This window comes from Raoultella sp. T31 (assembly GCF_002806725.1).
GTDB classification, from domain to species: domain Bacteria; phylum Pseudomonadota; class Gammaproteobacteria; order Enterobacterales; family Enterobacteriaceae; genus Klebsiella; species Klebsiella electrica.
The window spans coordinates 25,718-38,280 of sequence record NZ_PIBO01000008.1; the positions used below are offsets into that span (position 1 = coordinate 25,718).

Consider the following 12,563-nt stretch of genomic DNA (forward strand, 5'->3'; position numbering starts at 1 on the left):
AGTTATCCATACACCAAATCATCCGGACGCAGCGAGGCGGCGGCCGACTCCCGGCTTGCAGGCTATTTTTGCCCGGCGTGGTGAACGTGGTTTGTATTACCCGCCAGGGTCAGCTTCACGCAAGGATTCGGCAGCGAATGCGCCAACACGAGGCAGTCTGAAGGATGACATCTCTACAACACAACATAGTCAGGCAGGGTCAAGCGTTATGATCCCACAAATTTCTCAAGCACCAGGTGTCGTTCAACTGGTATTGAATTTTTTGCAGGTACTGGAGCAACAAGGATTTACCGGCGATACCGCCACCAGCTATGCCGACAGGCTAACAATGGCGACAGATAACAGCGTTTATCAGCTGTTGCCGGATGCGATTTTATTTCCCCGCTCGACGGCGGATGTCGTCCTGCTGGCGCGACTCGCCGCCGAAGAACGCTTCAAATCGCTGGTCTTTACCCCGCGCGGCGGCGGCACCGGGACCAACGGCCAGGCGCTGAATGCGGGGATCATCGTCGATATGTCCCGCCATATGAACCGCATACTCGAAATCAACCCGCAAGAGGGATGGGTTCGTGTCGAAGCCGGCGTGATTAAAGATCAGCTGAACCAGTATCTTAAACCGTACGGTTACTTTTTTGCCCCGGAGCTTTCCACCAGCAACCGCGCCACTCTGGGGGGGATGATCAACACCGATGCCTCCGGTCAGGGGTCATTGGTTTATGGCAAAACCTCAGACCATGTACTGGGCGTTCGTTCGGTGCTGATGGGCGGCGATATTCTCGATACCCAGGCGATGCCCGTTGCCCTGGCGGAGACGCTGAGCCGCGAACAGTCGGCGATTGGGCGGATTTACCGGACGGTCTTTCAGCGCTGCAAAGCGCAACGTCAGCTGATCATCGATAAATTTCCGAAACTTAACCGCTTCCTGACCGGATATGACCTGCGCCACGTCTTTAATGATGACATGAGCGAGTTCGATCTGACCCGAATCCTCACCGGTTCGGAAGGGACGCTGGCCTTTATCACCGAAGCGCGTCTCGATATTACCCGTCTGCCGAAAGTCCGCCGTCTGGTGAACATCAAATACGATTCGTTTGACTCCGCGCTGCGCAATGCGCCGTTTATGGTCGAGGCGAAAGCGCTGTCGGTGGAAACCGTCGATTCAAAAGTCCTTAACCTGGCGCGTGAAGATATCGTCTGGCATTCGGTCAGCGAGTTGATTACCGATGTCCCGCATAAAGAGATGCTGGGACTGAATATTGTCGAATTCGCCGGTGATGACGCCGCGCTTATCGATAACCAGGTGACTACGCTGTGTCAGCGTCTTGATGAGCTGATTGCCGCCAATGAAGCGGGCGTCATCGGCTGGCAGGTTTGTCACGAACTGGACGGCGTTGAGCGCATCTACGCGATGCGTAAAAAAGCGGTGGGGCTGCTGGGGAATGCCAAAGGCGCCGCCAAGCCGATTCCCTTTGCGGAAGATACCTGCGTACCGCCGGAACATCTTGCCGATTACATCGTCGAGTTCCGCGCGCTGCTCGACAGCCACGGTCTGAGCTACGGCATGTTTGGCCATGTGGACGCTGGTGTTCTGCACGTGCGTCCGGCGCTGGATATGTGCGATCCGCGGCAAGAAGTGCTGATGAAGCAGATCTCCGATGAGGTCGTGGCGCTGACCGCGAAATACGGCGGCCTGCTGTGGGGTGAACACGGCAAGGGCTTCCGCGCCGAGTACAGTCCGGCATTCTTTGGCGAAGAGCTTTACGGCGAGCTGCGAAAAGTCAAAGCGGCGTTCGATCCGCACAACCGTCTTAACCCGGGGAAAATCTGTCCGCCGGAAGGCGTAGATGCGCCGATGATGAAGGTGGATGCCGTGAAGCGCGGCACCTGGGATCGCCAGATCCCTATCGCGGTGCGCAGCGCATGGCGCGGCGCGATGGAGTGTAACGGCAACGGTCTGTGCTTTAACTTTGATGTTAAAAGCCCGATGTGTCCGTCGATGAAGGTCAGCAATCACCGTATCCACTCGCCGAAAGGGCGCGCAACGCTGGTGCGCGAATGGCTGCGCCTGCTGGCGGATCGTGGCATCGACCCCAATCAGCTGGAAAAAGATCTGCCGGAAAAACGCGCCAGCCTGCGGACGCTGGTGGCGCGGACCCGTAACAGCTGGCATGCGCGCAAGGGGGAATATGACTTCTCCCATGAGGTCAAAGAGGCGATGTCCGGCTGCCTGGCCTGTAAAGCGTGCTCTACCCAATGTCCGATTAAAATCGATGTCCCGGAATTTCGTTCGCGCTTCCTGCAGCTGTACCACAGTCGCTATTTGCGGCCGGTTCGCGATCATCTGGTGGCGACGGTGGAATCCTATGCGCCGCTGATGGCCCAGGCGCCGAAGACGTTCAACTTCTTTATTAATCAGCCGTGGATGCGCAAGCTGTCCGAGAAGCACATCGGGATGGTGGATCTGCCGCTGCTCTCGACGCCGTCGCTGAAGCAGAGAATGGTGGGACATCGCTCGGCAAACATGACGCTGGAGCAGCTGGAAACCCTCAGCGCTGAGCAGAAAGCCAAAATGGTGCTGGTGGTGCAGGATCCGTTCACCAGCTATTACGACGCGCAGGTGGTGGCCGATTTTGTCCGGCTGGTGGAAAAAGTCGGCTACCAGCCGGTATTACTGCCGTTCTCGCCAAACGGCAAGGCGCAGCATATCAAAGGATTCCTCTCGCGCTTTGCGCGCACGGCGCAGAAAACCGCAGATTTCCTCAACCGCGTGGCGCAACTGGGCATGCCGATGGTCGGGGTCGATCCGGCGCTGGTGCTGTGCTATCGCGATGAGTACAACCAGGTCCTGGGCGACAAACGCGGTGATTTCCGCGTGATGCTGGTGCATGAGTGGCTGCCGCAGGCGCTGCCGGAAGCTCGCGAGCAGGAGCAGGGCGGCGAAGCGTGGTATCTGTTTGGCCACTGTACCGAGGTCACGGCGCTCCCCGCAGCGCCGAAGCAGTGGGCAGAAATTTTTGCACGCTTCGGCGCGAAACTGGAGAACGTCAGCGTGGGCTGCTGTGGGATGGCCGGAACCTACGGCCATGAGGTAAAAAACCATGCCAACTCGCTGGATATCTACGCGCTTTCCTGGCAACAGGCGATCCAGCGTCTACCGCGTAACCGTTGCCTGGTGACCGGCTACTCCTGTCGCAGTCAGGTGAAGCGCATTGAAGGCAGCGGTGTCCGCCATCCGCTGCAGGCGCTGCTGGAGATTATTGGATGATTTGGAAACGTCAGACAACGCTGGAACAGCTTAACCGCATGGGCGAAGGCAATATGGTCGGGCTGCTGGATATTCATTTTGACAGCGTCACCGATGATACCATCGAAGCCACCATGCCGGTGGACGGCCGCACGCATCAGCCGTTTGGTCTGCTACATGGCGGAGCATCGGTGGTGCTGGCGGAAACGCTGGGCTCGGTTGCCGGCTATTTGTGCAGTGAAGGCGAGCAGAAGGTGGTAGGGCTGGAGGTCAATGCCAACCACATTCGCTCGGTGCGCAGTGGCCGGGTCAGGGGGGTCTGTAAAGCGCTGCATATCGGATCGCGCCACCAGGTGTGGCAGATTGAAATCTTCGATGAACAGCGGCGCTTATGCTGCTCCTCGCGCCTGACCACGGCGGTAGTCTGAGAGAGCCGTAGCGGGCTGAGGCGATTCTCGTACAAATATAAGGGGAGTATTATTCCCCTTATATTCAGCGGATTTTATTGTGTTTCATCTTTAATCGTTTCGCTGGGACCATTCTTCTGCACTGAAGCAATTCCTTTTTTCGCCGCCTCCTTCGAGGAATACATTTCACTGGTGGCGATGGTTTCATGATTATCCGCTTTTAGCAGGAAATACCATGGCTGGGAAACGCTTTTCTCAGATTTTTTAATCACGTAATAGCCCATTGTTAACCCCTTTACGCATTAGCACCGACACCATGATATGTAGACCATCGCGGCTTATATAGCAAGTCAGCGGCGCTAAAAATATAATTCATGAATTATTCACGTTACTTATGCTACTATTTTAAGTACGAAATACTTTTGAGTAACGAAGAGGACGGAGTTAACTATGGGTATCATTTCCTGGGTCATTTTTGGTCTTATTGCCGGTATTTTGGCTAAGTGGATTATGCCAGGCAAAGACGGCGGCGGCTTTATTGTCACTATTGTTCTTGGCATCATTGGTGCGGTAGTAGGTGGTTGGATCAGTACGTTTTTTGGCTACGGCAAGGTCGATGGCTTTAATTTCGGCAGCTTTGTCGTGGCGGTCATCGGTGCATTAGTCGTCCTGTTTATCTACAGAAAGATTAAGAGTTAATATCCCGTCATCATACCGCTATCCTCATCGCCATCGGCGGTGAGGATATAGGCATTGAGCGCCAAATCAGACGCAAAATAAAAGCTGCCACGCTCACTGGCAGCTTTTTTTATGTCGCAGATATTAACCGGTCAATGATACCGGGGGGCGCCGGGATAATTCAGGGCATATCGGGTACAGGAACGACTTCCACGCGCACTTCATAATGTTTAGCGCTCCCTGTCGGGATCAGCGCGGTCAGTTTATTAATCGTCTCGGCCGGGTTATCGGTGGCAACCGTTGCAGAGAATAATAGCGGTTTTCGCGGTGGCAATGGCGGTAGAGGCATCGGCATTGGGCCACGCCCTTGCGGCATTTCCATCATCGGCTGTCCGGGCGGATTATCGGGGGGAGCAGGGACGTCATTTTTATCTGCTGCAAATGCGCTGGCTGTGGCAATGGATACGGTGGCTAACAGAGCAATGATTGTTCCTTTCATCTTCGTTACCTCTCGCTGGAATATGGCTGAAATCTTAGAGGCAACGCCGTTGCTGAACAATGCCACTGCGGACGAATCCTCTAAAACTCCTCATTTCATCACGAATGTGAAGCTCCGATGTGGGAAGCAGGGGCTGTGGCTGACCTAGTTTAGCAATACGCTCATAACCAGCAGTACCACCATGCACATCGACATAATACTGATATCTATCATCCTGTACGGACAAACTCCATGTAAGCAGTGCCTCCGACACAGGGCCGAGAACTGTAGGAACTTTAAGCAGGAATTGTACATCAATTTACCAGTAGAGAAAAAAGCTTTATTCCTGGTTTTTGTCCGAATTTAAAATGATAACCGTTCCGATTTGCCGGATAACGAATAGCCATCCAGAAGGATACTTATAGATAATTCTAAAGAGGTAGCGTAAAGAGCGTCACGTCGTCGCACGGTACAAAGAACAAGCTATTGATTTGACAGTAAGTGCTGATCATGTTGAATGGACCGTTTTCGATTTCAAAAATAGGTATTTCCGATACACCTTTCTCATTGCCCGTCATGTCCGGGTAAAACGCTAAATAAGTTATTATTTATCAATATATTAAATTACAAAATAGTCACCTGATAACCTGCAGGCGAGGGTCTATGCTTATAAAAAGCGAAATAAAAGGGTTCGCAAGGGGAATACCCCTTCTCCGGCTGGGTTGAAGTGATAATTGTTATCATTAACATGGTCGTATGCCCTTATGGCGCTAACCAATGAGGTAGAGCGATGGAATTAGATACAGGAACCTTCAATCCCGATGAATTTAGCTGGCGTGGTCTGATGATGACCCCGGCGGCAGCGGCCCATATTCGCAGCCTGGTGAGTCAACAGCCCGACAAGCAGGGGCTACGTCTGGGGGTAAAAACCAGCGGCTGCGCCGGTTTTGGTTACGTGCTCGAGCTGATTGCCGAGCCGGCGGAAGACGACCTGCTGTTTGAGCGCGACGGGGCGAAACTGTGGGCGCCGCTGCAGGCCATGCCGTTTATCGACGGGACGGAGCTGGATTATGTTCGGGAAGGATTAAATGAAATCTTTAAGTTTCATAACCCGAAAGCGCAGCACGAATGCGGCTGCGGCGAAAGCTTTGGGGTTCAGGCGGAGTAACTATGTCTCGTAATACTGAAGCAACTGACGATGTCAAAACCTGGTCCGACGGGCCGCTCAATTATAAAGAAGGCTTTTTTACCCGCTTAAAGACCGATGAGCTGGCGAAAGGCATCAACGAAGAGGTGGTGCGCGCCATTTCCGCTCGCCGCAATGAGCCCGAGTGGATGCTCGAGTTTCGCCTGAAGGCGTATCACGCCTGGCTGGAGATGGAAGAGCCGCACTGGTTGAAAGCACACTATGAAAAGCTCAACTACCAGGATTACAGCTATTACTCGGCGCCGTCCTGCGGCAACTGCGACGACACCTGCGCTTCGGAGCCTGGCGCGGTGCAGCAAACCGGCCCCGGCGCCTATCTGACTCAGGAAGTCGAAGAGGCTTTTAACCTGCTGGGCGTGCCGGTACGCGAAGGGCGCGAAGTCGCGGTTGACGCGATTTTCGACTCCGTTTCGGTGGCGACAACCTACCGGGAAAAACTGGCGGAACAGGGGATTATCTTCTGTTCGTTTGGTGAGGCTATCCACGATCACCCGGAGCTGGTGAAACAATATCTCGGCACCGTGGTGCCGGGCAATGACAACTTTTTTGCCGCGCTGAACGCGGCGGTGGCCTCTGACGGCACCTTTATTTACGTGCCTAAAGGCGTACGTTGCCCGATGGAGCTGTCGACCTATTTCCGCATTAATGCCGAAAAAACCGGCCAGTTCGAACGCACCATTCTGGTGGCCGATGAAGGCAGCTACGTCAGCTACATCGAAGGGTGTTCCGCCCCGGTGCGCGACAGCTACCAGCTGCATGCGGCGGTGGTTGAGGTGATTATTCATAAAGACGCCGAGGTGAAATATTCCACGGTGCAGAACTGGTTCCCCGGGGATAACAACACCGGCGGGATTTTGAACTTTGTCACCAAACGCGCGCTGTGCGAAGGCGAAAACAGCAAGATGTCCTGGACGCAGTCAGAAACGGGGTCCGCCATTACCTGGAAGTATCCGAGCTGCATTCTGCGCGGCGATAACTCCATCGGCGAATTTTTCTCCGTGGCGCTGACCAGCGGACATCAGCAGGCCGACACCGGCACCAAGATGATCCACATCGGCAAAAACACCCGTTCGACGATTATCTCGAAAGGGATCTCCGCCGGCAAAAGCCAGAACAGCTACCGTGGGCTGGTCAAAATTATGCCGACCGCCACCAACGCGCGTAACTTCACCCAATGCGACTCGATGCTGATTGGGCCGGACTGCGGGGCGCATACTTTCCCGTACGTGGAGTGTCGCAACGACAGCGCGCAGCTGGAGCACGAAGCTACCACCTCGCGGATCGGCGAAGATCAGTTGTTCTACTGCCTGCAGCGCGGCATCAGCGAAGACAATGCCATCTCGATGATTGTCAACGGCTTCTGTAAAGATGTCTTCTCGGAGCTGCCGCTGGAGTTTGCCGTTGAAGCGCAAAAACTGCTGGCTATCAGTCTGGAACACAGCGTCGGCTAAGCGCCAGGCTTTACGAATTAAGGGAAATGCGATGTTAAGTATCAAAAATTTGCAGGTCGCCGTTGAAGACAAAGAGATCCTGCGCGGATTAAATCTGGACATTCGCCCTGGCGAAGTGCACGCCATTATGGGGCCGAACGGCTCCGGCAAAAGTACCCTATCGGCGACGCTGGCCGGGCGTGAAGACTATGAGGTCGTCGGCGGCAGCGTGGAGTTTAAAGGCAAAGATTTGCTCAGCCTCGCGCCGGAAGACCGCGCTGGCGAAGGCATTTTTATGGCTTTCCAGTACCCGGTAGAGATTCCCGGCGTCAGCAACCAGTTCTTCCTGCAAACTGCGCTCAACTCGGTGCGCGACTATCGCGGCCAGGAAGCGCTGGACCGTTTCGATTTCCAGGATCTGATGGAAGAGAAAATTAAGCTGCTGAAGATGCCGGAAGATTTACTGACCCGTTCGGTGAACGTGGGCTTCTCCGGCGGTGAAAAGAAGCGCAACGATATCCTGCAAATGGCCGTGCTGGAGCCGGACCTGTGCATTCTTGATGAATCGGATTCGGGGCTGGATATCGACGCCCTGAAGATAGTCTCTGACGGCGTCAACGCGCTGCGCGACGGCAAGCGCGCATTTATTATCGTCACCCACTATCAGCGTATTCTCGACTATATCAAGCCTGATTACGTCCACGTGCTCTATCAGGGGCGAATCGTCAAATCCGGCGATTTTACCCTGGTCAAACAACTGGAGGAGCAGGGCTATGGCTGGCTTACCGAACAGCAGTAACGCGCTGCAGCAGTGGCATCATCTGTTTGAGGCGCTGGGCGAGCGGCGAACGCCTGAAGCCCGCCGACATCTCCAGCAGGTCCTGCGCCTCGGTCTGCCGACGCGCAAACATGAGGACTGGAAATATACGCCGCTGGATACACTGAACAAAGGCACATTTGTCGCGCTGCAGCCGGGTACTTTAACGGCGACAGAGCGGGATCAGCGGGCGCTGTCGATGGACGCCTGGCGGCTGGTGTTCATCGACGGGCAGTTTAGCGAGACCTTGAGCGACAACCTGGCCGACAGCGGTTACGACGTTAGCGTGGCGGACGATCGCCAGGGGCTGCCTGACGCGGTGCAGCCGGAAGTGTTCCTGCATCTCACGGAGAGCCTTGCTCAGACGGTGACGCGAATCCGCGTAAAACGCCATAAGCGGCCCGCGAAGCCGCTGCTGCTGATGCATGTGACCCGTGGGGGCGCGGGCGATGACCTTAACACCGCGCACTATCGCCATCATCTTGAGCTGGAGAGCGGCGCCGAGGCGACGATTATCGAACACTATCTGAGCCTGGATGAACAGCGCCACTTTACCGGCGCGCGTCTGACGATGTCGGTGGCGGATAATGCCCATCTGCAGCATATCAAGCTGGCGTTTGAGAATGCGCAGAGCAACCACTTTGCCCACAACGATCTCTTGCTGGGCCGCGACGCGTCGGCCTTCAGCAGCAGCTTTCTGCTCGGCGGCGCGGTATTGCACCATCGCACCAGTACTCAGCTGCTGGGGGAGAACAGCACCCTGCGGATCAACTCCCTGGCGATGCCGGTCAACAATGAGGTCTGCGACAGCCGAACCTGGCTCGATCATCGCGTTGGCTACTGTAATAGCCGCCAGCTGCATAAGACCATTGTCAGCGATAAAGGGCGGGCGGTGTTTAACGGTCTGATTAATGTCGCCAGGCACGCGCTGAAAACCGACGGTCAGATGACCAACAATAATTTGCTGCTGGGGCGCCTGGCGGAAGTGGATACCCGGCCGCAGCTGGAAATTTATGCCGACGACGTCAAGTGCAGCCACGGCGCCACCATCGGGCGTATCGACAACGAACAGCTGTTCTATCTCCGTTCACGCGGTATTACTCACCAGGCGGCGCAGCATATGATCCTCTATGCTTTCGCCGCCGAGCTGACGGAAGCGATTGGCGATGAGGCGCTGAGGGCGCAGATTCTGGCGCGAATCGGCCAACGTTTACCGGGAGAAAAAGCATGACATTTTCTGTTGAACGGGTCCGCGCGGATTTTCCGTTGCTGAGCCGGGAGGTCAACGGTCAGCCGCTGGTCTATCTCGACAGCGCCGCCAGCGCGCAAAAACCAGAGGCGGTGATTCGCGCCGAGGCGGAGTTTTATCGCCACGGCTATGCCGCCGTCCATCGCGGTATCCATACGCTGAGCGCAGAGGCGACGGCGCGGATGGAACAGGTGCGCCAGCAGGCGGCGAGGTTCCTCAATGCCCGCTCGGCGGAAGAGCTGGTGTTCGTTCGGGGGACCACCGAAGGGATTAATCTGGTGGCCAACAGCTGGGGGAACGCCAACGTCGGCGCCGGCGATAACATCATCATCAGCGCCATGGAGCACCACGCGAATATCGTTCCCTGGCAGATGCTCTGCGCCCGGGTGGGCGCAGAGCTGCGGGTTATCCCGCTGACACCGGACGGCACTCTGCAACTGGATGCCATTCCGGCGCTGTTTGATGCGCGGACCCGCCTGCTGGCCATCACCCAGGTCTCCAATGTGCTGGGGACGGAGAACCCGCTGGCGGCCTTGATCCCGCTGGCCCGCCAGCATGGGGCAAAAGTGCTGGTGGACGGGGCGCAGGCGGTGATGCATCACGCGGTGGATGTGCAGGCGCTGGACTGCGACTTTTATGTTTTCTCCGGCCACAAGCTGTATGGCCCGACCGGGATTGGCATCCTGTATGTCAAAGAGGCGCTGCTGCAGGCGATGCCGCCGTGGGAAGGGGGCGGGTCAATGATTGCCTCCGTCAGCCTGAGCGAAGGGACAACGTGGGCGAAAGCGCCGTGGCGCTTCGAAGCGGGCACTCCCAATACCGGCGGGATTATCGGCCTTGGCGCCGCGCTGGAGTATGTCAGCGCGCTGGGACTGGCGCAGATTGGCGAATATGAGCAGACCCTCATGCGCTATGCCCTGCAGGCGCTGAAAGCGGTGCCGGACTTGACCCTGTATGGCCCTGAAGCGCGTCTGGGGGTGATTGCCTTTAATCTTGGCGCGCATCATGCCTACGATGTGGGCAGCTTCCTGGATAATTATGGCATTGCCATCCGCACCGGCCATCATTGCGCGATGCCGCTGATGGCGTTTTACAACGTACCGGCCATGTGTCGGGCCTCGTTGGCGATGTACAATACCACGGAAGAGGTGGATCGCCTGGTCGCAGGACTGCAGCGCATCCACACGCTACTGGGCTAAAGGACGCAATCATGGCGGCATTACCGGATAAAGACAAACTGCTGCGCAACTTTAGTCGTTGCGCGAACTGGGAAGAGAAGTACCTCTATATTATCGAACTCGGCCAGCGGCTGGCGCCGCTGAGCGCCGAAGAGCATACCGCGCAAAATATCATTCAGGGCTGCCAGAGCCAGGTGTGGATCGTGGTGGAACAAGGGGAAGGCGGGGGGCTATCGCTGCGCGGCGATAGCGATGCGGCGATCGTCAAAGGACTGATTGCCGTGGTCTTTATCCTCTACGACCAGATGACGGCCAAGGATATCATCGCCTTTGACGTGCGGCCGTGGTTTGAAAAAATGGCGCTGGCCCAGCATCTTACCCCTTCACGATCTCAGGGCCTGGAAGCCATGATTCGTGCAATTCGCGCGAAAGCTGAAAATCTTAGCTAGAATAAACAGGTAGATTTCATTCTGTTACGTCAGGCCGGAGGTGATGCCTGCCTGACTGCAGACCCTGGCGTTTTATCAGCGAAAGAAGGAATCTCAGTATGAAACGCGCATCTCTTATCACCGTAGCCCTTCTGACAGCCCTCAGCGTTTCACACGGCGCCTGGGCGGTAGATTACCCACTTCCCCCGGCTAACAGTCGGCTCATTGGCCAGAATCAATGGTGGACGGTACAGGAAGGGGATCGCAATCTGCAGGCGATTGCCCGCCATTTCGACACGGCGGCGATGCTGATTCTCGAAGCGAACGACACGCTTGCGCCGGTGTATCCGAAGCCCGGGACCCAGGTCTTGATTCCCTCGCAGATGCTGCTGCCGGATGTTCCCCGGGAAGGCATCGTCGTGAACCTGGCGGAGCTACGGCTGTACTACTTCCCGCCGGGGCAGAACCAGGTTCAGGTTTATCCGCTGGGGATTGGTCAGCAGGGTCTGGAGACGCCGGAGATGACCACGCGCATCGGGCAGAAGATCCCTAATCCGACCTGGACGCCAACGGCGGGCATCCGCGCACGTTCGCTGGAAAAAGGCATCAAGCTGCCGCCCGTGGTGCCGGCAGGGCCGAATAATCCGTTAGGACGCTATGCGCTGCGCCTGGCGTACGGCAACGGCGAGTATCTTATCCACGGTACCAGCGCGCCGGATAGCGTTGGCCTGCGGGTCAGTTCGGGCTGTATGCGCATGAACGCCGCGGACATCCAGGCACTGTTTAGTCAGGTGAAAACCGGGACGCCGGTGCGCGTTATCAACCAGCCGGTGAAATTTGCGATTGAGCCCGACGGTAAACGCTATGTCGAAGTTCATCGGCCTCTGACGCAGGATGAAGCGGGCGATACCCGTACGCTTGCGTACACGCTGCCAGCGGACTTCCATCAGTTTGCCGGAGATAAAATCGTAGACGATGCCCAACTGAAGAAAGCGCTGTCCCGACGCGCGGGCTATCCGGTGGTGGTCTCTGCGGGCAATGAGACGGCGAGCGGCGGAGCGCTATCGGCGATGTCGGTATCGAACGCGCCGGTGGACGAAGCGAAAAGGGTGCAGTAGCGCGAGACGGGAAGGGAAGAGAGGACAAAAAAAATGGCGCACATTGTGCGCCATTTTTATTAACAGGTACTATTACTTACGGTATTTAGTAGCCTGGTTGTCCAGACGCTGGTTAGCGCGTGCTGCGTCGTCTTTAGCAGCCTGGACGTCAGAACGGATTGCGTTCACGTCGTTGCTCAGCTGGTCAACTTTAGCGTTCAGAGTCTGAACGTCAGAAGACAGCTGATCGATTTTAGCATTGCTGGAGCAACCAGCCAGCAGAGTAGAACCCAGGATTACCGCGCCCAGTACCAGTTTAGTACGATTCATTATTAATACCCTCTAGATTG

General features: G+C 56.3%; 13 protein-coding genes. 10 read left to right on the forward strand and 3 right to left on the reverse strand.

All coding sequences use genetic code 11. The features are described 5' to 3' along the window. Window positions 1-208: 208 nt before the first annotated feature. Together CWM52_RS07790 and menI are read left to right on the forward strand one after the other, a co-directional pair. On the forward strand, window positions 209-3,265 hold the full coding sequence (locus CWM52_RS07790) for an FAD-binding and (Fe-S)-binding domain-containing protein (RefSeq protein WP_100683572.1): 3,057 nt from the start codon (window positions 209-211) through the stop codon (window positions 3,263-3,265). Beyond that, window positions 3,262-3,672 carry a 1,4-dihydroxy-2-naphthoyl-CoA hydrolase gene (gene menI, locus CWM52_RS07795; protein WP_100683573.1) on the forward strand — a complete coding sequence of 137 codons (411 nt, stop codon included), beginning with the start codon at window positions 3,262-3,264 and terminating at the stop codon, window positions 3,670-3,672. The genes CWM52_RS07790 and menI overlap by 4 nt, the downstream gene beginning before the upstream one ends. Window positions 3,673-3,746: 74 nt before the next feature. Here menI and CWM52_RS07800 read toward each other — a convergent pair whose 3' ends face one another. Continuing rightward, window positions 3,747-3,935: a YegP family protein gene (locus CWM52_RS07800; RefSeq protein ID WP_004863298.1), complete on the reverse strand. Its 189-nt coding sequence runs from the start codon at window positions 3,933-3,935 to the stop codon at window positions 3,747-3,749. 166 nt (window positions 3,936-4,101) lie between these two features. Here CWM52_RS07800 and CWM52_RS07805 point away from each other — a divergent pair, with 166 nt between their 5' ends. Further along, complete coding sequence (locus CWM52_RS07805; protein ID WP_100683574.1) at window positions 4,102-4,350, forward strand: GlsB/YeaQ/YmgE family stress response membrane protein; 249 nt, start codon at window positions 4,102-4,104, stop codon at window positions 4,348-4,350. 160 nt (window positions 4,351-4,510) lie between these two features. On the opposite strand, the gene CWM52_RS07810 is transcribed toward CWM52_RS07805, so the two are convergent. Further along, the gene (locus tag CWM52_RS07810; RefSeq protein ID WP_100683575.1) at window positions 4,511-4,828 is read right to left on the reverse strand and encodes a hypothetical protein; all 318 of its coding nucleotides are present in this window, start codon (window positions 4,826-4,828) and stop codon (window positions 4,511-4,513) included. A 769-nt stretch (window positions 4,829-5,597) separates the two neighbouring features. On the opposite strand from CWM52_RS07810, the gene sufA reads away from it, so the two are divergent. The 7 genes from sufA (at window position 5,598) to ldtE (ending at window position 12,234) form a co-directional block, all read left to right on the forward strand. Further along, window positions 5,598-5,975: a Fe-S cluster assembly scaffold SufA gene (gene sufA, locus CWM52_RS07815; RefSeq protein WP_100683576.1), complete on the forward strand. Its 378-nt coding sequence runs from the start codon at window positions 5,598-5,600 to the stop codon at window positions 5,973-5,975. 2 nt (window positions 5,976-5,977) lie between these two features. Beyond that, window positions 5,978-7,465, forward strand: a complete 1,488-nt coding sequence (sufB, locus tag CWM52_RS07820) for a Fe-S cluster assembly protein SufB (RefSeq protein WP_015584111.1) — start codon at window positions 5,978-5,980, stop codon at window positions 7,463-7,465. 31 nt (window positions 7,466-7,496) lie between these two features. Then, window positions 7,497-8,243, forward strand: a complete 747-nt coding sequence (sufC, locus tag CWM52_RS07825; protein WP_100683577.1) for a Fe-S cluster assembly ATPase SufC — start codon at window positions 7,497-7,499, stop codon at window positions 8,241-8,243. Then, complete coding sequence (gene sufD / locus CWM52_RS07830; RefSeq protein ID WP_100683578.1) at window positions 8,218-9,492, forward strand: Fe-S cluster assembly protein SufD; 1,275 nt, start codon at window positions 8,218-8,220, stop codon at window positions 9,490-9,492. Before sufC ends, sufD begins: the two co-directional genes overlap by 26 nt. Further along, entirely contained in the window at window positions 9,489-10,709 is a 1,221-nt protein-coding gene (sufS, locus tag CWM52_RS07835; protein ID WP_100683579.1) for a cysteine desulfurase SufS, read from the forward strand. Before sufD ends, sufS begins: the two co-directional genes overlap by 4 nt. Window positions 10,710-10,720: 11 nt before the next feature. Next, the gene (sufE, locus tag CWM52_RS07840) at window positions 10,721-11,137 is read left to right on the forward strand and encodes a cysteine desulfuration protein SufE (RefSeq protein ID WP_100683580.1); all 417 of its coding nucleotides are present in this window, start codon (window positions 10,721-10,723) and stop codon (window positions 11,135-11,137) included. Between the two features lie 98 nt (window positions 11,138-11,235). After that, window positions 11,236-12,234, forward strand: a complete 999-nt coding sequence (ldtE, locus tag CWM52_RS07845; protein ID WP_100683581.1) for a L,D-transpeptidase LdtE — start codon at window positions 11,236-11,238, stop codon at window positions 12,232-12,234. Between the two features lie 72 nt (window positions 12,235-12,306). Here the strand turns inward: ldtE and lpp are convergent, their stop codons facing one another. Continuing rightward, a complete protein-coding gene (gene lpp, locus CWM52_RS07850; protein WP_010430241.1) occupies window positions 12,307-12,543 on the reverse strand; it encodes a murein lipoprotein Lpp in 237 nt (78 codons plus the stop codon). Window positions 12,544-12,563: the final 20 nt, after the last annotated feature.